This window comes from Pseudomonas sp. Bc-h (assembly GCF_002080045.1).
Lineage (GTDB): Bacteria > Pseudomonadota > Gammaproteobacteria > Pseudomonadales > Pseudomonadaceae > Aquipseudomonas.
On record NZ_MUIN01000011.1, the window covers coordinates 40,919 to 60,322 of the forward strand.

A 19,404-nucleotide genomic window follows, 5' to 3' on the forward strand; every position below is an offset into this window, starting at 1 on the left:
TGTGCTTCACATCAAAATAGCAAAGGCCGAGCCAGAAAAGCTGGTCCAACCTCAGTAGAGATTAGGCTCCATTTCCAGCGAAACGCCAAAACGCTCGAGAATGTCAGCCTGAATCCGCCGTGCCAGATTCAACAGATCGTGCCCGGACGCCGAGCCGTAGTTGACCAGCACCAGCGATTGCAAGGTGTGAACCCCTGCATCGCCTTCCCGGAAACCTTTCCAGCCAGCCTGCTCGATCAGCCAGCCTGCTGCGAGCTTCATCAGCCCGCCAGGTTGGGGATAAGCCACTAGCCCTGGATGGGTCTGCTTGATGCGTTCGGCGAGTGCAGCCGTGACCACCGGGTTCTTGAAGAAGCTGCCAGCGTTACCCAGAACGGCTGGATCAGGCAATTTCTCGCTGCGAATCGCACAGATCGCGCGGCTGACGTGCAGCGGCGTCGGCTCCTTGATGCCCTGCTCTTCAAGCTTTTGCCGGACTGGACCGTAATCCAGATGCAGCCGCGCCGCGAAGCTCAGGTTGAAGCGCACCCGCAGGATCAGCCAGCGCCCGGTTTCATGCTTGAACACGCTGTCGCGGTAACCGAAGGCGCAGTCCGCAAGGGAGAACTCGCGCAACTCACCAGTCTGGCGATCCAGCGCCACCAGACTGTGAAAGACATCCTTGATCTCAACGCCATAAGCGCCGATGTTCTGCATGGGCGCAGCGCCAACGGTGCCGGGAATCAGGCTGAGGTTTTCCAGCCCTGACAACCCGCGCGCCAGCATTTCCTGCACGAACGGATGCCACGGCTCCCCTGCTTCGGCTTCGACCACGGCCGCGCCACAGTCTTCATGGGTGATGCGAATGCCGCGACTGGCCATGCGCAACACCAGCGCGTCGATGTCAGCGGTCAGCAGCAGATTACTGCCACCGCCGACCACCAACAGTTCGAGTTCGTGCTCTGCCGCATAGGCCAACGCTTCACGAACATCGCTGTCGGTAAGGGCTTCAGCGAAGAAACGCGCTCGAACATCGACACCGAAGGTGTTGAAGGGCTTGAGCGAGACGTTGGATTGAATCTGCAGGCTCATGAGCAAACCTGCAGACAGATCAGTTGAACGCAACGACCCATGGCCATCAACTCTCCAGCAAGCGCCTGACGCGCTCCAGATCTTCAGCGGTGTCGACTCCGGCTGGCGGCGCTTCGAGGGCATCGGCGACGTGAATGCGCACGCCGTGCCACAGGGCACGCAGTTGCTCGAGGTTTTCGGTGTTTTCCAGCCAGCACGGGCCCCAACTGACGAAGTCATGCAGGAACCCGGCGCGGTAGGCATAAATGCCGATGTGGCGACGATAAGGTACGCCTTCAGGCAGTTCGTCACGGGTCTTCGCCAAGGCATCCCGCGCCCACGGCAGCGGCGCGCGGCTGAAGGTCAGCGCGAGGCCATTGATGTCGGAGCAGACCTTGACCACGTTCGGATTGAACAAGGCGGTCACGTCGTCAATTGGCTCGGCCAGGGTCGACATGCACGCTTCAGGGTGCGCGGCCAGATTGTCTGCCACCTGATCGATAACAGCTGGAGGGATCATCGGCTCGTCGCCCTGGACATTGACCACGATAGCGTCGTTGGCCAGGCCCAAGAGTGAAGCCACTTCCGCCAGCCGGTCGGTGCCGGAATTATGGTCGTCGCGGGTCATCAAGACTTCGGCGCCGAACGCCTGACAGGCTTCGAGGATGCGCGGGTCGTCAGTGGCCACGACCACGCGCTCGGCGCTGCTTTTGCGCGCCTGTTCCCAGACGTGCTGGATCATCGGCTTGCCAGCGATGGTTTTCAGTGGTTTGCCGGGGAAGCGGCTGGAACCGTAGCGTGCAGGGATGACAACGGTAAACGCTGCAGTCATTTGTCCAGACGCTCGTCGGTGGTCAGGGTACGGGCTTCGCTTTCCAGCATGACCGGGATGCCGTCGCGGATCGGGTAGGCCAGACCTGCCCCTTTGCTGATCAGCTCGGTTTTGTCGGCGCTGAGCTTGAGCGGACCTTTGCAGATCGGGCAAGCGAGGATGTCGAGCAATTTGGTGTCCATAAGAAATCCTGAGCGAATCATGGCAAAAGACGGGTTAACTGCGAATCGAACCAACTGACGAAAGCCTGCGAGGGCACGGCTTCAACGGCCAGATACCACCAGTCGGACGCTGCGAAGGAGGCACACTTAACGGCGTCCTTCTCGGTCATGACCAGCGGCAGTGCCGGCGTGAATGCCAGCGCCTGTGCGCTGAACACGGCATGGTCGGCGAACGCATGTGGAACAGGCCGCCAGTGTAGTCCTTCAAGGGTGTTGAAGAAACGTTGCGGATTGCCGATACCCGCCACCGCGTGCAGCGCCTGCCCCGCAGGAAAGTAATCCACCGGCTGGCGCTCTCCGCTCAGCAGGTTGACCAGCGCCGAAGGCTGCAATGTAAAGGCGTAACCGTCGTCACGATCGGCGCTGGCACCGTTGTACAGCAACGCGTCGACGCTTTGCAGACGCTCCACAGGTTCGCGCAACGGGCCGGCGGGCAAACAGTGGCGATTGCCCAGCCCGCGAGCGGCATCGATGAGCACCAGTTCAAGGTCGCGAGCGAGTCGATAATGCTGCAGGCCGTCATCGGAAAGGATCAGGTCGAGCGGCTCTTCGGCGAGCAAGGCGCGTACGGCCTGTGACCGATCAGGGTCGATCATCAACGGTACGCCGGTGCGCTTGACGATCAACAGCGGCTCATCCCCGGCCTGATCGGCGTTCTGTTGCGAGGTCACACGCCACGGCAGGCTTGGTGGCTTGGCGCCGTAGCCGCGACTGACCACACCCACCCGCAGCCCCCGACCGCGGCAATAGTCGATGATCCACAGGATCAAGGGCGTCTTGCCAGTGCCGCCCACCGTGATGTTGCCCACCACGATCACCGGAACCGGTGCTGTGTAGATCTCACCCTGCCCCGCCACGAAACGCGCACGCTTGCCGTCGACTATGCGGCGATACAAGGCCTCCAGCGGGCGGAGCAGCACCAGGGCCGGATGCCCTTTGTACCAGGCGTCGAGCAAACGATCGGTCAGTGCCATCAGTTAGCGGATCCAGCCTCGACAGTGGTCATGCGCAGATGGGCGAAACCCAGCTTGCCAGCGGCATCCATGGCGGTGATGACCGCTTGGTGCGGAGTCTTGCCATCGGCGCTGATGGACAGCGGCAGGTTGGTGTCGCCGCCCGATTCCTTCTGCAAGGCATCGATCAAGGTGTCCAGCTTGCTATCGGCCAACAGCGTGTTATTCACCGAATAGACGCCGTCGGCATTGATAGTGATGTCGACGTGCTTCTTGTCAGCATCGTCGGCCGAAGCACCGGTGACGGCCTGCGGCAGATCTACGCGCAGCTGGGTCTCGCGGGTAAACGTGGTGGTGACAACGAAGAACAGCAGCAGGATAAAGACCACGTCGATCAGCGACACCAGGTTGATGTCGATGGTCTCCCGGGGTTTGCGGCGGCGAAATTTCACTTCTTTCGACCCTCGCCACGAGCGGCGGCCTTGAGGTCGGGTTTGGCGTCGGTCAGGTCGACGTCGCGGTCACCCTGCACCACTTCCACCAGCTTGATCGCTTCCTGCTCCATGCCGACCACCAGCTCATCGACGCGATTCTGCAGGTAGCGATGAAAGAAGATGGTCGGAATCGCCACGGTCAGGCCGGACGCAGTGCAGATCAAAGCCTTGGCGATACCGCCCGCGAGCATGCCCGCGTTACCGGTCATGCCGGTGCTGGTGAAGGAACTGAAGATGTCGATCATGCCCAGAACCGTGCCGAGCAGCCCCAGCAGCGGAGCCATCGCGGCAATGGTGCCGAGGGTGGCCAGATAACGCTCCAGCTCATGGATGACGCGAGCAGCGGCTTCTTCAATGCACTCTTTCATGATCTCGCGACCATGGCGGGAGTTGGCGAGACCGGCGGCCAGAATCTCACCCAACGGCGAGTCGGCGCGCAGTTCCTTGAGCTTCTCGCTGCTCAGTTGTTTGTCCTGAATCCAGCGCCACACCTGACCGAGCAGATGCGGTGGCGTAATGCGGCTGGCGCGCAAGGTCCACAGACGCTCAATGATGATTCCGACGGCGGCGATGGAACTCAAAATGATCGGTAGCATCATCCAGCCACCAGATTTGACCAGCTCCCACACAGCGACCACCCCCTGAAAAAAAGTGGCGCCACTCTAACATAGGGTCACAGCCTCGCCGAACCCGGCGATGAATAACCGGCCATTTCACTCACGCCAGAAGCGTCGAATCCCACGTTCGGCCTCGACCCCAGCGAAGGTTCCCAATTGCAAGGTGATAGCACCCAACTCAGCGCTGTCGTGAATCTCGTACCCAAGAAAGCGGTACCGTGACATCACCAGCGGATGCGGATGGCCAAAGGCATTGTTGCGCCCACGGGAAATCAACACTCCCCGCGGAGCAACGGCTCGCAGAAACAACTGCGACGATGAACTGCGGCTGCCATGATGCGGCGACTGCAGCCAGTCGGCCCGGAGATCGAAGCCCTGCGCCAGCATCGCACGCTCGGCAGGAACGTCGATATCGCCCGTCAGCAACAGACGCTCACCATTGGCTTGTACCGCCAGCACACAGGACGCCTGATTGCCTTCTGCGGCTTGCTCCCAGATCCAGGTGGTAAATTTCACCTCATCCCAGGTCCAGGTTTCGCCGTTGCGACAGGACTCGACGGACAACTCGAGGGGCATTCGCCCGACATCGCCACCCAGAACCCTCGTCACGGGCAGCGCTTGCTGGATAGCCGGAGCGCCACCGGCGTGATCGGCATCGGCGTGACTGAGGACCATCAGGTCGAGATGGGAAATTCCGGCTCGGCGAATTGCCGGCAGCACCACCCGCTCGCCAATGTCGAATTCCCCGAAGCGGGGGCCAGCGTCATATAACAGCGTGTGTTCACGGGTTCGCAGCAGAATCGCCAACCCCTGTCCTACATCCAGTTGCATGGCTTCGACCTGCCCCACAGGAATACTCTTCTGTGGGGGAAAAATGCACAGCAACAGCAGGGGCCATCCCAACGGGCGCAGCGCAATGCCTTTGGGTAATAAAAGAAGCGAAGCGCCAAGCAGGCTCAATGGCCAGACCCAGGACGGCACGGCAGGTCCGGTCCAGGCCGGCGCTGCGTCGGCCATCCACGCAAGGCAGCGAAACAACCCGTCCATGGAGAACCCGGCTAGCCAGAGCAAGCTCTCGCCAATCGGCGCAATGCCCAGAAGGAGCGTGCCAAAAAGCGCCAATGGCAGGATGAAAATGCTGACCCAGGGCACCGCGAACAGATTGACCAACGGGCCGCTCAGGCTCACCGGCAGGTTCAGCGCCAGCAGCACTGGCAACAACCCGAGCGCGATGAGCCACTGAGCCCGCGACCAGCTTTGCAGCCAGCTCCAGGCGCCCAGACGTCCGCCGAAAATCAGCATGAGGATCGCCACCGCGACAAAGGACAGCCAGAACCCTGGGCGCAGGCTGATCAGCGGCTCGGCGATCAACACCATATTCACCGCAATCAAAAAGGGCCAGACCACGCCCAGATGGCGAAATCGCAGGCGCCACAACAGCACCAGCCCCAGCATCACGCAGGCGCGTTGCACCGGGACCTCGATACCGGCGAGGAACCCGTAGGCCAGCGCCCCGGAGAATGCCAACACACAGGCCGACGGCAACCACGGCAAGACTCGCGGCCAGAGCCCCCACCGAGCTAGGCCAGCGACCAATCCATACAACAAGCCGGCGAGCAGTCCGACGTGGGTGCCGGAAATCACCAGCAAATGCACGGTGCCGGTGTCCTGCAGAATTTGCCAGTCAGCCGGGCTCAGCCCTGAATCGTCTCCAAGTACCAACGCCGTCAGCCCGCCTTCCCTTCCATAGGCGTCGACGGAAAGCAGACGCTGACGTATATCGTCGCGCCACGCCGAGACGGCCGGTTTAAGCAGCGTCCCATCCACCACAGTGCCGGTCGCGCCAATGCGCTGGGCGAGCAACCAGGCCTCGTAGTCAAAAGCGCCCGGATTCGCCAACCCGCCGGGACGCTTGAGCTTCACCGCGAGCCGCCATCTCTCCCCGCTCCGCACTTCGGGGCCGGCGTACCAGGCAATGCGAATCCGCCCAGGTAAAAGCGTGCGCCGCGATACGGCGTCTTCGAGCTGAAACCGCACCACGCCATCGACGTTATTCGGCAGCCCCACCACCTTGCCTTCCAGCCAGAGCGTCTGGCCGTCGAGTTTTTCAGGCAGGCGATCATCCAGCGCCGACTTGGCCGACACACTGGCCCAGGTCAAGCCCAACAGGAAGAAAGCCATAGGAAAGGTTCGAAACGGCAACAGCATCAGTGCCACCACGGGCATGATCAGCATCAACCAGACCGGCGGTAAAACCGGCAAAAAGCGCAGGACCAGCAGTCCCATTGCAAGCGCCAGCATCCCTGTGCGCATAAGGCTTTCCCTGTCGGCAGATGAAATTCACCTTCATGGCTTAGCCCACCGACCGAGAAGCACATTTATTAATTGTCACAATGTCTGAATTTCTATCCTTCACTATCCATGCATACTTGCCCGACTTTTCCCGCCAAAGCCCCGGATTTCCTGTATGCCACGCCACCTGATCAAGCGATACATGCCCGATCCGAACAGCATCCGGGAACACAAATCCTTACGCTTTCTTGGCAAACTGCTGCACGACCCGAACCTCTGGCACTTGAATCGCCACTCGGTTGCGCGCGCCATGGGCATCGGTCTGTTCGCCGCGCTGATGCCCATGCCGCTGCAGATGTTGCTGGCTGCGCTGCTGGCGATATGGGTACGCGCAAACATGCCGATCGCGGTCAGCCTGTGCTGGCTGACCAACCCGCTGACGATGCCGCCTGTGTTCTATTGCACCTACAAGATCGGCGCGCTGCTGATGGGACTGCCGCCGCGCAGTTTTCCGGACGAGTTGAGCTGGGACTGGATCAGCGGACAATTGTCGACGCTGTTGCAGCCGTTCTTGCTGGGTTCGGTCGTGGCGGGGGTTGTGCTGGGACTGGCGGGGTATTTCGGCACGATGGCGTACTGGCGCTGGTGGGTGGGGCGACAGTGGCGGCGGCGCAAGGCGAAGCGGGGATGACGGACTCTTGTAGCCATCCGGCTTGCCGGCGTTAGCGATGTAATGGCGCCACCGCCGGCAAGCCGTGCTGCTACAGGGGCAGCATTACTGCCGCATCCCTCTGCCACTCACCAACAACCGTGCACAGCCCAGATACAGGACGATGGTCGCCACGATCATGAACCCCAGGGCGATGCTGATCTTGATGTCCGACACGCCGAGAATCCCGAAGCGGAAGGCGTTGACCATGTGCAGCACCGGGTTGGCCAGCGACACGGTCTGCCAGAACGGCGGCAGCAGGTTGATCGAGTAGAACACCCCGCCCAGGTAGGTCAGCGGCGTGAGCACGAAGGTGGGGATGATCGAGATATCATCGAAGTTGCGTGCGAACACGGCGTTGATGAAGCCCAGCAGCGAGAAAATCGTCGCCGTCAGCACCACCACCACGACAGTCACACCCAGATGATGCACCTGCAGATCGGTGAAGAACATCGACAGGATCGTCACGATAACGCCGACCATCAGTCCGCGCAGCATGCCGCCCAGGGTAAAGCCGATCAGGATCGTGTGCGGCGAAACCGGCGACACCATCAACTCTTCCACCGAGCGCTGGAACTTGGCGCCGAAGAAGCTGGAGACCACGTTGCCGTAGGAGTTGGTGATCACCGACATCATGATCAGGCCCGGCACGATGTACTGCATGTAGGTGAAGCCACCCATATCGCCGATCTGACGGCCGATCAGGTTACCGAAGATCACGAAATACAGAACCATGGTGATCGCCGGCGGCAGCAGCGTTTGCGGCCAGATCCGCATGAAGCGTCGAACTTCGCGATAAACGATGGTGTTCAAGGCGATCAGGTTGGGGCGCAGCTCCGAACTCATACCGCCACCTTCGACAGATTCTTTTCGACCAGACCCACGAACAGCTCCTCGAGGCGATTGGTTTTATTGCGCAGGCTCAGGACCTGAACGTTCTGCAACGCCAGTTGGCCGAACAGCGCGGTGATGCCGATGGTCTTGTCCACTTGCACTTCCAGCGTGTGGTTATCCACCAGCCGCGACGGGTAGCCCGTCAGTTGCGGTGCGACTTGCATCGGGTCCTTGAGGTCCAGCAGGAAGGTCTCGACATGCAGCTTGTTGAGCAGCGTCTTCATGCCGGTGTTTTCGATGATGGTGCCGTGATCGATGATGCCGATGTTGCGGCACAGCTGCTCAGCCTCTTCCAGGTAATGCGTGGTGAGGATGATGGTGATGCCTTTCTCGTTCAGCTCGGTGAGGAAGGTCCACATCGAACGGCGCAGCTCGATATCGACGCCTGCAGTCGGTTCGTCGAGGATCAGCAGACGCGGCTCGTGAATCAGCGCGCGGGCGATCATCAATCGACGTTTCATGCCACCGGACAGCGAGCGCGAAGGCACGCCGCGTTTGTCCCACAGGCCCAGTTGGGTCAGGTACTGCTCGGCGCGCTCCTTGGCGATCTTCGGCGGGATGCCGTAGTAACCGGCCTGAGTCACCACGATGTCGAAGGTCTTTTCGAACTGGTTGAAGTTGAACTCCTGCGGCACCACGCCGATCGAGCGCTTGAGTTGCGCCGGATTGCGATCCAGGTCGTGGCCGAAGATGTTCACCGTCCCCGTGGTCTTGTTGACCAGGGTCGAGATGATGCCGATGGTCGTGGATTTGCCGGCACCGTTGGGGCCGAGCAAAGCGAAGAAATCACCCTCGGCGACGTCCAGATCGATACCCTTGAGGGCCTGGAAACCGTTGCCGTAGGTCTTGGTTAGCTGCCGGATGGACAGAGCTGAACTCATGACTGAAAACACACCAATAAAAGGAAAAAGGAAAAGTCGACGAATACAAAAAGCGTGAACGCCTCACCGAGAGGGAAGCTGACAATCCGCCGTCGTTGAAACAATCGGTTGCAAACGCGGCGCTGCCAGCAATGTTGCTTGCCGACGCCGCGCAAGTACAGCGAAGTCTATTGATAGTAGTTATTAATCTAACGCTGTCAGCTTCAGGTCAGCGCAGTCATCACTGCAGTCCGGTAGGCCGGACGCTGTTGCAGACGCTCGTACCAGGCTTTGAGGTGAGGCAGGTCCGTGCGTTCAATCGGCATTTCGAACCAGGCATAGATGAAGCTGCCCAGCGGGATGTCGCCCATGCCGAATTCGTTTCCGGACAGATAAGGCTGCGTGGACAGCGTCTTGTCGACGATGCGCAGCATGCCTTCGATGGTGGCTTTCGCGGCATTGATCTGCGCCCAGTCCTGCTGCTCGGCAGGTGTGCGCAACACACCCCAGAACACGGTCTTGAACGGAACCGCAAAAGTCGAGGTGGTCCAGTCCATCCACTTGTCCTGCTCGGCGCGGGCTTTTGCACTGCTCGGACACAGCGTCGAATCCGGCGCGTATTGCGCGGCCAGATAGCGAACGATGGTATTGGATTCCCACAACACGAAATCGCCGTCTTCGATCATCGGCACCACGCCGTTTGGGTTCCTGGCCAGGTACTCAGGCTGGTCGTTGACCCCGAAGGCGCCACCGGCGTTGATCGCCTCGTATTCCAGCCCCAACTCTTCTGCGACCCACAACGCCTTGCGAACGTTGGACGAATTCTTGCGGCCCCAGATCTTCAACATGGTTCTTGTTCTCCTGTGCGCGATAACACTGTCCGTTAAACGACGGAATTAGTGGCATATGCCTGCGGGCCAACAGTCTACTCCGAGAAGCGGGTATTCGAGCCACAACTTCACGCGCATCGGCCAGCCCCCGAACTCCCATCACGGTGTGGGGTCACTATCGATGCGCGGGCCAGAGCCGTTGCCCGCGCGCTCGATGGCGCCCATTTTCGCCATCCTCATGGAGGGCTTCTTATGCTGTTGTTGTGGATTCTGGTTCTGGTGATCGGCGTGGCCTGGCTGGCCCATCGGCGTGTCGCCCCCTTCCCTGCACTGGGGATTGTCGCGGTTTATCTGCTGGCGATGGGTGCGCTGAGTCACGCCCACGGCTGGATGATCATTCCCTGGGCACTGTGGCTGGCCGTGGCACTGCCGCTGGCGTTGCCCGACCTGCGCCGCAAATATTTCAGTGCGCCGATCTTCGCCTGGTTCCAGAAAGTATTACCGCCCATGTCGGAAACCGAGCGCGACGCCATCGACGCCGGTACGGTCTGGTGGGACGGCGAGCTGTTCAGCGGACGCCCTGACTGGAACACCCTGCTGAGCTATCCGAAAAGCCAGCTCACCGACGAAGAGCAGGCCTTTATCGACGGCCCGACCGAAGAACTCTGCGCGATGGTCAGCGACTGGGAAATCGGTCAGGCGATGGATCTGCCGCCCGAAGCCTGGGCGCATATCAAGGAACACGGCTTCTTCGCCCTGATCATCCCCAAAGAGTTTGGCGGCAAAGGCTTCTCGGCCTACGCCCACTCACAGGTGGCGATGAAGCTGGCGACCCGCAGCGGCGATCTGGCCTCCACCGTCATGGTCCCCAACTCGCTCGGCCCGGCAGAACTGCTGCTGCATTACGGCACCGATGAGCAGCGCAACCACTACCTGCCTCGTCTGGCCCGTGGCGACGACATTCCTTGCTTCGCGCTGACCGGCCCACTGGCAGGCTCCGACGCTGGCGCGATGCCCGACACCGGGATCATCTGCAAAGGCCAGTGGCAAGGCGAGGAAGTGATCGGTCTGCGCCTGAACTGGGAAAAACGCTACATCACCCTTGGCCCGGTCGCGACCTTGCTCGGCCTGGCGTTCAAGGCATTCGACCCCGAGCATCTGTTGGGCGAAGAAGAGGATCTGGGCATCAGCCTGGCGTTGATTCCTACCGATACACCGGGCGTGGAGATCGGACGTCGCCATCTGCCGCTGGGCGCCGCGTTCATGAACGGCCCCAACTCGGGCAAAGACGTATTCATTCCGCTGGAGTACCTGATCGGCGGTCAGGACATGCTCGGCAAAGGCTGGATGATGCTGATGAATTGCCTGTCCGTCGGCCGTTCGATTTCGCTGCCTGCCGTCGGCACCGGCGCCGCCAAATACACCAGCCTGGTCACCGGCCAGTACACGCAGATTCGCGAGCAGTTCAATGTGCCTCTGGCCGCCTTCGAAGGCATTCAGGAATCTCTGGCGCGCATCGGCGGCAATGCCTGGCTGATGGACAGCGCGCGCATGTTGACGGCCAACGCGGTGGACCTTGGCGAGAAGCCGTCGGTGCTGTCGGCCATTCTCAAGTACCACCTCACCGAGCGTGGCCGTGAGTGCATCACCCACGCGATGGACGTGCATGGCGGCAAGGGCATCATCATGGGCCCGAACAACTATTTGGGCCGCTCATGGCAAGGCGCGCCGATTTTCATCACCGTGGAAGGCGCGAACATTCTGTCGCGCAACCTGATGATTTTCGGTCAGGGCGCCATCCGTTGCCATCCTTTCGTGCTCAAGGAAATGGCTCTGGCCGGGCGCGAAGACCATGATCGCGCGGTGGTGGAATTCGACGACTTACTGCTGCAACACATCGGTTTCGCGGTGCGCAATGCCGCGAGCACGCTGGTGCTCAATCTCGGGTTCGGACATTTCGAAACGATGCCCGGCGATCGTCTGAGCCAAGGCTATTTCCGCGCCCTCAATCGTCAGGCCGCCGCCTTCGCCATGCTCGCGGATTTGAGCATGATGCTGCTCGGCGGCGAGTTGAAGCGCCGGGAACGACTGTCGGCGCGGCTCGGCGATGTGCTGAGCCACATGTACCTGGCATCGGCCGCGCTCAAGCGTTATCACGACCTGGATTATCCCGAGGCGCTGGCGCCGCTGTTTCGCTGGTCCATGGAAGAAGCGTTGGGTGAATCGGAACGAGCACTGGATGAGCTGCTGAGCAACTTCCCGAACCGGATTCTCGGCGGGCTTTTGCGGGTGATCGTGTTCCCGCTGGGTCGCCGTCACAAAGGCCCCTCGGACGCGCTCGACGCGCAAGTTGCCGAAATCATCGGTCGTGCCAAGGGCGATCCGGCGCTGGAATCGGTACTCGCCGGTTGCTATCGCCCGACATCGGAAAGCGATCCGGTGGGCGCGCTGCAACATGCGGCAGACCTGCTGAGCGGGGCGAAAACCCTGCACGGCAAACTGCATCACGGGCTCAAGAGCGGCCAGGTCAAAGCGGCGGGTGGAGAGCACGTGATCGATGCCGCGATGAACGCGGGCGTATTGCAGCCCGCCGAAGCCGAAAAATTGCGCGCGGCTGAAGCGGCACGGCGCAAGGTCATCGATGTGGATGATTTTGATAAGGAAGAACTGAAGGCGGCTGAAGGAAGAGTCCGCTGAACCACGCACGAAGCGCGATGCAACATCCTCTGTAGCAGCACGGCTTGCTGGCGGTGACGATCTCAAGGACGTCACCGTCGGCAAGCCGTGCTGCTACAGAATGTGTAGCGTTGGGCAACGCCAACCTCAGAAACACCGCTCTAGCCTGCACATCCCCGAAGACTGTCCTACACTCCCCGATAACAACAAGAAAACACCAAGGGGACGCATCATGATCGATCACCGCATGACTCATCGCTGCCTGCTCGCTGAAATCGCCTCGGGGGAGGACCTTCGGAGCGGCAAACCCTCACCGACCCTGCAAACCCTTCTGCTCATCGGCTTCATCACTCGCCAACCGAGTCCCGACCGCACTTTTTCCCACCTTGCACTGACCGAAGCCGGGCATCGTTATCTGGCAGGTTTGTGGCACTGACCAGATCCTCGGTCGACAGACGCATGTCGCTCTGTCGACCACCAGTCCTCATTGGGGTATCGGTCAACAGTGCGGAGATCTATACTCGCGCGCCTGTTTTTTTGTCTCTGAGGACCTCATCATGGCCGACGCCAATCTCGACCGCACTCTCAACCTGCTGACGCATCTGCGCGGCATTCTGGTGGCGCTCGGTGAAGCCGAACAGGTTCCCGAAGAAAGCCATGCCCTGTTTCTCGAACGCTATGACGAGCTGATGATGCTGCTGCCGGTCGAGCCGATCGAAAGCCAGTATCTGGGTCAGGACCTGCTCTGCCAGGTGATCCAGCGTTATCCGCAGATCGCCCATCTGGTGCCGCGCGACCTGCTCTGGTACTTCGGGGGCGACTGCCTGCACTTCATGCCCGACGAAGAAATCGATCTGTACACCGCGCTGGAAGAGCGCCGCTTCGAAGCCGAGGAGAACGAAGAGCCGTTCGACTGGGATCAGGAGAAGCAACTGCTGTCGATGGGGCAGGACGGACCGAGACACTAAGCCCGTTCGTTGAAGCAGCCTTTGTAACAGCGCGGCTTGCCGGCGGTGGCGTATCTGGAATCACCATCGCCGGCAAGCGGCACCGCTACAGTTGTTTCATATCCGATGAAACACTACATGCATTATTTTTATAATTAGCTTAGCGCCAAATCGAATTTCACACGCTCGCCACATCCCCCTATGTTGCTGACTTGCGCCAGCGCGAATGCTCCGCGCCCAGTCATCTTTACAACACAAGGAATGGTCAATGAGCGTCGAATTCATCGGTTACATCGCCACTCAACCCGGCTCGGAAATCCACCCCCGCAGCGGCCCGACGATTCAGCCTGAATACGTCGCAAAGGTCGCCCGCGCTCACGAAGAGGCCGGCTTCGATCGCGCGCTCGTGGCCTATCACTCCAACAGCCCGGACAGCGCTTTCGTCGCCTCGTACGCCGCCAGCGTTACCAGCCAACTGAAATTCCTCATCGCCCATCGGCCGGGCTTCATCGCCCCCACGGTTGCCGCCAGGCAATTCGCAACGCTGGATGTGTTCAACGGTGGCCGAACGGCCGTGCACATTATCACCGGTGGCGACGATCAGGAGCTGTGCGCAGACGGCAGCTTCATTGGCAAGGACGAGCGCTACGCCCGCACCGATGAGTACCTCAGCGTGGTGCGCCAGGAATGGACCGCCGACAAGCCGTTCGATCATGAAGGCACGTATTACCGGTTCGAAGGCGCACATTCGCTGGTCAAGTCGCCGCAACAACCACACATTCCGTTGTATTTCGGCGGCGCGTCTCAGGCGGCCATTCAGGTTGCGGGTAAACACGCTGATGTCTACGCCTTGTGGGGCGAGACCTACGAGCAGGTCAGGGATATCGTCAAACAGGTTCGCGCCGAAGCCGCGAAGCACGGGCGCACGGTGCGCTTCAGTCTGTCGTTGCGGCCGATTCTGGCAGACACCGAAGAACAGGCCTGGGCCCGCGCCGACAGCATTCTTGAACGCGCCAAAGCCCTGGCACAGGCCTCGGGAGTCGAACGTCGCGAACCGCCGAACGAAGGTTCCAGACGCCTTCTGGAGGCCGCTGCCAAAGGTGCGCGTCTGGACAAACGCCTGTGGACCGGCATCGCCGGGCTGCTGGGTGCCAAAGGCAATTCGACTTCATTGGTGGGCACCGCCGAGCAGGTCGCAGAAGCGCTGCTCGATTACTACGATCTGGGGATCACTACGTTCCTGATCCGTGGGTTCGATCCGCTGGACGATGCGATCGATTACGGCAGGAAGCTGATTCCGCTGACTCGGGAGTTGGTCGCAAGACGTGAGCAGGAGAAGCGTGAAAAGGTCGCATGAGGGATAAGACTGCATGAGGACTTCTGCAGCAGCACAGCTTGCCGGCGGCCATGACTTCAAGATCGCCACCGCCGGCAAGCCGTTCTGCTAAAGAGAGCAGCGTAAGTCTTTAGGCCGCCTCCCGCTGCTGCTTCAGCGCATCGGCGACGAGTTTGCCGAACGCAGCCACCGGCGCCTGCAGATTCCCGAGGAAACGCGGATAGATCAGCCACAGGTCCATGATCGGCTTGAAGTCCTTGAGCGGCATGACCGCCAGCAAATCCCGATGCGTACTGCGTTCGAGCAACGGCCGCGGCACCAGGCCCAATCCCATGCCATCGGCCACCAGTCCCAGTTGCAACTCGGTGCCGAAGGTTTCCAGATTGACTTTCAGGTTCAGGCCCTGATCGACCAGCGTGCGTTGCAGCCCGGCGCGAAACCCGCAGCCGTCAGGGTTCAGAACAAAACCCTGTTCATAACAATCCGCCAGCTTGACCGCTTTCTTTGGCAACCGGTCCTTGGCGCACACCACCACCAGTTCCATCTTGCCGATGGATTCGCCGACGATGCCTTCAGGGAAAATCTTGCCCGCAGGAAACAACGCCGCTGCCGCGTCCAACTCGCCGTTCTCGATTTTGCCGATCAGGTGGCTGCCCCACCCCGTGACGACCTGAGCCCGCAAGTCCGGGAACTGGCCGCGCAGATGCTTGAGCGCATCCAGCAGCACGACGTCGCCAATCGTCTGTGGCACGCCTAGGCGCAGCAGACCGCTTGGCGGTGTATCGCTGGCGACCAGTTCGCGCAACGAATCCATTTCCCGCAGGATCGCCAGACACTTCTGATAGACCTGCAAGCCCATTGGCGTCGGCTTCAGCGGCTTGGTATTACGGTCGAACAGCTCGACGCCCAACGCCTGCTCGAAGTTTTGAACACGACGGGTTATCGCCGGTTGCGTAAGGTCAAGCGACTCAGCGGCATGGCTGATGGACTGGCAGCGAATCACCGCCACGAAGGCATCGATATCATCTATTTTCATTCGCAAGGCACATGTAAAAAGGTAAGCAAGATAGGCAAAAAGCATAATTCCAATCGCCGCCAGTGGATACCCCGGCAACCTGCCTGACGGTTATCAAATGCCTTTTCGTTATAACCTAATCATCAATAAATAGCATATTAACCGTTCGCATTATGCTTATATTGGTGACTCATCCCAGCCACGGATCCGACATGACACAGACTCGACACCCCGAACGCCTGCGGGCTTTCATCGGCGCGCTGGCCGAACTGATCGACAGCCATCCGGCTGAAAGCGATCTGCTGCATCGCGGCGGCAAACTGCTGGGGCAACTGGTGCGCCATGACGACTGGCTGCCCGACGAGTTTGCCATTCCTGACCCGACCCGTTACCAGCAATTTCTGCTGCATGCCGATTCACGGCAGCGCTTTTCGGTTGTCAGTTTTGTCTGGGGGCCGGGTCAGAGCACGCCGATTCACGACCACCGAGTCTGGGGTCTGATCGGCATGTTGCGCGGCGCCGAATACTCGCAAGGCTTTGCACGCACCGAACAAGGTCGACTGGAAAAGGAAGGCTCCGCGATTCGCCTCGAACCCGGTCATGTCGAAGCCCTGTCACCACGCAGCAACGATATTCACCAGGTCAGCAATGCCTTCAGTGACCAGGTGTCAATCAGCATTCATGTCTACGGCGCCAACATCGGCGCGGTGAAGCGCGCCGTCTACCAACCCGACGGCAGCGAGAAACTGTTTATTTCCGGCTATTCGAACGCCTATCTCCCGAACATCTGGGACCTGTCCAAAGAGAACCAAGCCCAATGACCACACGCACACGATCGTTTGCCGACATTCGCACTGCCCTGCTCGCCCGCGAGGAAGTGGCGCTGGTAGACGTGCGCGAAGAAGCGCCCTTCGCCGAAGCTCACCCTTTGTTCGCTGCCAACATCCCCCTGTCGAAACTGGAACTGGAGGTGTTTTCACGGATCCCGCGCCGCGACACCGCGATCACCCTCTATGACAATGGCGAGGGGTTGGCGCACATCGCTTTCGAGCGCCTGTCGTCTCTGGGCTACAGCGACGTGAAGCTGCTCGAAGGTGGCTTGCAGGGTTGGCGCGACGCTGGGGGCGAGTTGTTCATCGACGTCAACGTCCCGAGCAAGGCCTTTGGCGAACTGGTCGAGCATCACCGCCATACTCCGTCGCTGGCAGCGGAGGACGTGAAGCAACTGCTCGACAGCAAGGCCGACGTGGTGGTGCTCGATGCCCGCCGTTTCGACGAATACCAGACCATGAGCATTCCCACCGGCGTCAGCGTGCCGGGCGCCGAACTGGTGTTGCGTGCGCGGGAACTGGCGCCTGACCCCAAGACCCGAATCATCGTCAATTGCGCCGGGCGCACGCGCAGCATCATCGGCACCCAATCACTGGTCAACGCCGGTCTGCCGAACCCGATTTCCGCGCTGCGCAACGGCACGATCGGCTGGCTGCTCGCCGGGCAGACGCTGGACCACGGCCAGGCACGACGCTTCCCCGTTGTCAGCGACAAAACCCTGGAAACTGCCCGCGCGGACGCACGCAAGGTCGCCGACAGCGCCAGGGTCAAGCGCGCCACTCGCGCGGACTTGCAAGCCTGGCAGACGGACAGCAAACGCACGACTTATCTGTTCGATGTGCGCACACCTGAAGAATTTGAAGCCGGTCATTTGCCGGGGGCGCGGTCAACACCGGGCGGGCAATTGGTCCAGGAAACCGATCACTACGCCAGCGTGCGCGGTGCACGGATCGCCTTGGTGGATGACGACGGCGTGCGCGCCAACATGTCAGCGTCCTGGCTCGCCCAACTCGGCTGGGAAGTGTTCGTGATCGACGATCTCAAGCCGCGAGACTTCACCGAAACCGGGCCCTGGAATGCCCCTGCGCCGACACCCTGGCAAGTGGAGGAAATCAGCGCCGAGACCCTGCGCCAATGGCAGCAGCATGGCGGCGTGGCCGTGCTGGATTTCACCGCCAGCGCCAACTATGTAAAGCAGCATATTCCGGGAGCCTGGTGGACGTTGCGCGCGGACCTGTCCAACGCGCTGCGCAAAATCCCCGCCGCCGAGCGCTACGTGCTGACCTGTGGCAGCAGCAAACTGGCGCGTCTGGCGGCGCCCGAAGTCGAGGCCCTGACCGGCAAACCGGTTTTCCTGCTCAACGACGGCACCGCCAGTTGGGTAGCCGCAGGGTTTGAACTGGAAACCGGCGAAACCCACCTCGCCTCTCCGCGCATCGACCGCTATCGGCGCCCTTACGAGGGCACCGATGCGCCAAGGGAAGCGATGCAGGCCTATCTCGATTGGGAGTTTGGTCTGGTCGAACAACTTGGGCGCGACGGGACCCACGGGTTTTACGTGATCTGAATGGATGCACCCGGTAGCCGCACGGCTTGCCGGTGGCAGCGATCTTGAGCACGCCACCGCCGGCAAACCGGACTGCTACCGATTGAGACACCCTGCCATTGATTGCCGACCCCTTCTCCAGGCGGAGGCCTTGCCCCTTTTCCTTTGCCTGGAGACATATCTGCATGCCCGCACTTTATTCGAATCTTTCACGTACAAAACGCCTGCTGCTCGGCACGCTGTTCTTCCTTTCGCTCGGCCAATACAGCCTGGCAGCAGAACCACTGCAACCCTTGCTCGTCGCCAACCAGAAATCTGCGCTGAAGGTGCTGCTGGACGTCTCCGGCGAACTGAAAGACGTGCCCTACGAAATCAAATTCTCGGAGTTCCCGTCCGCCTCACCCTTGGGTGAAGCGCTCAACGCAGGCGCGGTCGATGTCGGCGCGCTGGGCGATGCGCCTTACGTGTTTGCGCTGGGCGCTGGCGCTTCGTTGAAGGTGATCAGCATCACGCACGTAAACGGCCGTTACACCACAGCGCTGATCGTCCATGATGACTCACCGGTCAAATCCGTGGCCGACCTCAAGGGCAAACGCATCGTCACCGGTCGCGGTTCTATCGGACATTACCTGGCGATTCGTGCCCTCAACGAAGCCGGCCTGAAAACCAGTGACGTCCATTTCGTCTACCTGTTGCCGAGCGAATCGCGGCTGATCCTCGATAATGGCGATGCCGATGCCTGGGCCACCTGGGCGCCGTACACCACGGTCGCCACCCAGAGCGGCGCGCGTATTCTGCCAAACGGCCCGGACCTGTTGACCAACCACTCCTACGTCGCCGCCACCAGCAAAGCCATCGCTGAAAAACGCGTACAACTGGATGACTTCGTCGTGCGCCTGGATCGCGCCTATCGCTGGGTCAACGCCCATCCCAATGAATATGCAGCCGCTCAGACCAAAGTCACCGGCCTGTCGCTGGACGTGCATCTGGCGATCAACAAGGACACGAAAATGGAGCGCGTGAGCATCGATGACAGCGTGATCAAAGGCCTGCAGAACACCGCCGACATCTATGAGCGCGAAGGCATCCTGAATAAACACGTTGATGTTTCGTACGGCTTCGATCCGGATTTCAATGCTATTCGCCTGGCCGCCGAACAAGCCGCAGAGCATGGCGCGTCCCAGGCATCGCGCTGAGCGAGGCTCGTTGATCGGCTCAGGACGAAGGGCCGAAGCACGAGGGAAGGTCGACAAGCCAGGCAGTCTCGTGAAAAATGCGGCCTTCGCCGCGCGATGAGATTC

General features: G+C 60.7%; 18 protein-coding genes and 1 pseudogene. 8 read left to right on the forward strand and 11 right to left on the reverse strand.

All coding sequences use genetic code 11. From position 1 onward, the window contains the following. Positions 1–51: 51 nt before the first annotated feature. The 7 genes and pseudogenes from murB to BWR59_RS20510 all read right to left on the reverse strand — a co-directional run. A complete protein-coding gene (gene murB / locus BWR59_RS20480) occupies positions 52–1,071 on the reverse strand; it encodes a UDP-N-acetylmuramate dehydrogenase (RefSeq protein WP_081567464.1) in 1,020 nt (339 codons plus the stop codon). 46 nt (positions 1,072–1,117) lie between these two features. Further along, positions 1,118–1,882: a 3-deoxy-manno-octulosonate cytidylyltransferase gene (gene kdsB, locus BWR59_RS20485; RefSeq protein WP_081567465.1), complete on the reverse strand. Its 765-nt coding sequence runs from the start codon at positions 1,880–1,882 to the stop codon at positions 1,118–1,120. Then, positions 1,879–2,064, reverse strand: coding sequence for a Trm112 family protein (locus BWR59_RS20490; protein ID WP_003174668.1), 186 nt, complete (start codon positions 2,062–2,064; stop codon positions 1,879–1,881). Before BWR59_RS20490 ends, kdsB begins: the two co-directional genes overlap by 4 nt. Positions 2,065–2,081: 17 nt before the next feature. Beyond that, positions 2,082–3,077 carry a tetraacyldisaccharide 4'-kinase gene (lpxK, locus tag BWR59_RS20495; protein ID WP_081567466.1) on the reverse strand — a complete coding sequence of 332 codons (996 nt, stop codon included), beginning with the start codon at positions 3,075–3,077 and terminating at the stop codon, positions 2,082–2,084. Next, on the reverse strand, positions 3,077–3,508 hold the full coding sequence (locus BWR59_RS20500; protein ID WP_081567467.1) for a biopolymer transporter ExbD: 432 nt from the start codon (positions 3,506–3,508) through the stop codon (positions 3,077–3,079). Before BWR59_RS20500 ends, lpxK begins: the two co-directional genes overlap by 1 nt. Further along, a complete protein-coding gene (locus BWR59_RS20505) occupies positions 3,505–4,179 on the reverse strand; it encodes a MotA/TolQ/ExbB proton channel family protein (RefSeq protein WP_081567468.1) in 675 nt (224 codons plus the stop codon). Before BWR59_RS20505 ends, BWR59_RS20500 begins: the two co-directional genes overlap by 4 nt. Positions 4,180–4,266: 87 nt before the next feature. Further along, positions 4,267–6,480, reverse strand: a pseudogene (locus BWR59_RS20510) (DNA internalization-related competence protein ComEC/Rec2); the annotation flags it as partial. A 154-nt stretch (positions 6,481–6,634) separates the two neighbouring features. Between BWR59_RS20510 and BWR59_RS20515 the strand changes: the two are divergent. Then, positions 6,635–7,150, forward strand: a complete 516-nt coding sequence (locus BWR59_RS20515; protein ID WP_081567470.1) for a DUF2062 domain-containing protein — start codon at positions 6,635–6,637, stop codon at positions 7,148–7,150. Positions 7,151–7,234: 84 nt separating this feature from the next. On the opposite strand, the gene BWR59_RS20520 is transcribed toward BWR59_RS20515, so the two are convergent. The 3 genes from BWR59_RS20520 to BWR59_RS20530 form a co-directional block, all read right to left on the reverse strand. Next, a complete protein-coding gene (locus BWR59_RS20520) occupies positions 7,235–8,014 on the reverse strand; it encodes an ABC transporter permease (protein ID WP_081567471.1) in 780 nt (259 codons plus the stop codon). Further along, positions 8,011–8,943, reverse strand: coding sequence for an ABC transporter ATP-binding protein (locus BWR59_RS20525; protein ID WP_081567472.1), 933 nt, complete (start codon positions 8,941–8,943; stop codon positions 8,011–8,013). Before BWR59_RS20525 ends, BWR59_RS20520 begins: the two co-directional genes overlap by 4 nt. A 203-nt stretch (positions 8,944–9,146) precedes the next feature. Beyond that, a complete protein-coding gene (locus tag BWR59_RS20530) occupies positions 9,147–9,770 on the reverse strand; it encodes a glutathione S-transferase (protein ID WP_081567473.1) in 624 nt (207 codons plus the stop codon). Positions 9,771–10,004: 234 nt separating this feature from the next. Between BWR59_RS20530 and BWR59_RS20535 the strand changes: the two genes are divergently transcribed. From BWR59_RS20535 to BWR59_RS20550, 4 genes are all read left to right on the forward strand, one after another. Continuing rightward, positions 10,005–12,449, forward strand: a complete 2,445-nt coding sequence (locus tag BWR59_RS20535; RefSeq protein WP_081567474.1) for an acyl-CoA dehydrogenase — start codon at positions 10,005–10,007, stop codon at positions 12,447–12,449. Between the two features lie 211 nt (positions 12,450–12,660). After that, complete coding sequence (locus tag BWR59_RS20540) at positions 12,661–12,864, forward strand: hypothetical protein (RefSeq protein ID WP_081567475.1); 204 nt, start codon at positions 12,661–12,663, stop codon at positions 12,862–12,864. Between the two features lie 121 nt (positions 12,865–12,985). Continuing rightward, entirely contained in the window at positions 12,986–13,396 is a 411-nt protein-coding gene (locus tag BWR59_RS20545) for a PA2817 family protein (protein ID WP_081567476.1), read from the forward strand. Positions 13,397–13,643: 247 nt separating this feature from the next. Beyond that, positions 13,644–14,732, forward strand: coding sequence for an LLM class flavin-dependent oxidoreductase (locus tag BWR59_RS20550; RefSeq protein ID WP_081567477.1), 1,089 nt, complete (start codon positions 13,644–13,646; stop codon positions 14,730–14,732). A gap of 109 nt (positions 14,733–14,841) precedes the next feature. Here the strand turns inward: BWR59_RS20550 and BWR59_RS20555 are convergent, their stop codons facing one another. Then, entirely contained in the window at positions 14,842–15,747 is a 906-nt protein-coding gene (locus BWR59_RS20555; RefSeq protein WP_081567478.1) for a LysR family transcriptional regulator, read from the reverse strand. A gap of 191 nt (positions 15,748–15,938) precedes the next feature. Between BWR59_RS20555 and BWR59_RS20560 the strand changes: the two genes are divergently transcribed. The 3 genes from BWR59_RS20560 (at position 15,939) to BWR59_RS20570 (ending at position 19,299) form a co-directional block, all read left to right on the forward strand. Beyond that, complete coding sequence (locus tag BWR59_RS20560; RefSeq protein ID WP_081567479.1) at positions 15,939–16,547, forward strand: cysteine dioxygenase; 609 nt, start codon at positions 15,939–15,941, stop codon at positions 16,545–16,547. Beyond that, positions 16,544–18,124, forward strand: a complete 1,581-nt coding sequence (locus tag BWR59_RS20565; protein ID WP_081567480.1) for a rhodanese-related sulfurtransferase — start codon at positions 16,544–16,546, stop codon at positions 18,122–18,124. Before BWR59_RS20560 ends, BWR59_RS20565 begins: the two co-directional genes overlap by 4 nt. Before the next feature lie 164 nt (positions 18,125–18,288). Next, positions 18,289–19,299 (forward strand): ABC transporter substrate-binding protein, encoded by a 1,011-nt coding sequence (locus tag BWR59_RS20570; protein WP_081567481.1) that lies wholly within the window; start codon positions 18,289–18,291, stop codon positions 19,297–19,299. Positions 19,300–19,404: the final 105 nt, after the last annotated feature.

Coding starts and splice junctions, on each gene's coding strand:
- murB (WP_081567464.1), bottom strand. CDS start 1,071: ATGAGCCTGCAGATTCAATCCAACGTCTCGCTCAAGCCCTTCAACACC.
- kdsB (WP_081567465.1), bottom strand. CDS start 1,882: ATGACTGCAGCGTTTACCGTTGTCATCCCTGCACGCTACGGTTCCAGC.
- BWR59_RS20490 (WP_003174668.1), bottom strand. CDS start 2,064: ATGGACACCAAATTGCTCGACATCCTCGCTTGCCCGATCTGCAAAGGT.
- lpxK (WP_081567466.1), bottom strand. CDS start 3,077: ATGGCACTGACCGATCGTTTGCTCGACGCCTGGTACAAAGGGCATCCG.
- BWR59_RS20515 (WP_081567470.1), top strand. CDS start 6,635: ATGCCACGCCACCTGATCAAGCGATACATGCCCGATCCGAACAGCATC.
- BWR59_RS20520 (WP_081567471.1), bottom strand. CDS start 8,014: ATGAGTTCGGAGCTGCGCCCCAACCTGATCGCCTTGAACACCATCGTT.
- BWR59_RS20525 (WP_081567472.1), bottom strand. CDS start 8,943: ATGAGTTCAGCTCTGTCCATCCGGCAGCTAACCAAGACCTACGGCAAC.
- BWR59_RS20530 (WP_081567473.1), bottom strand. CDS start 9,770: ATGTTGAAGATCTGGGGCCGCAAGAATTCGTCCAACGTTCGCAAGGCG.
- BWR59_RS20535 (WP_081567474.1), top strand. CDS start 10,005: ATGCTGTTGTTGTGGATTCTGGTTCTGGTGATCGGCGTGGCCTGGCTG.
- BWR59_RS20540 (WP_081567475.1), top strand. CDS start 12,661: ATGATCGATCACCGCATGACTCATCGCTGCCTGCTCGCTGAAATCGCC.
- BWR59_RS20545 (WP_081567476.1), top strand. CDS start 12,986: ATGGCCGACGCCAATCTCGACCGCACTCTCAACCTGCTGACGCATCTG.
- BWR59_RS20550 (WP_081567477.1), top strand. CDS start 13,644: ATGAGCGTCGAATTCATCGGTTACATCGCCACTCAACCCGGCTCGGAA.
- BWR59_RS20555 (WP_081567478.1), bottom strand. CDS start 15,747: ATGAAAATAGATGATATCGATGCCTTCGTGGCGGTGATTCGCTGCCAG.
- BWR59_RS20560 (WP_081567479.1), top strand. CDS start 15,939: ATGACACAGACTCGACACCCCGAACGCCTGCGGGCTTTCATCGGCGCG.
- BWR59_RS20565 (WP_081567480.1), top strand. CDS start 16,544: ATGACCACACGCACACGATCGTTTGCCGACATTCGCACTGCCCTGCTC.
- BWR59_RS20570 (WP_081567481.1), top strand. CDS start 18,289: ATGCCCGCACTTTATTCGAATCTTTCACGTACAAAACGCCTGCTGCTC.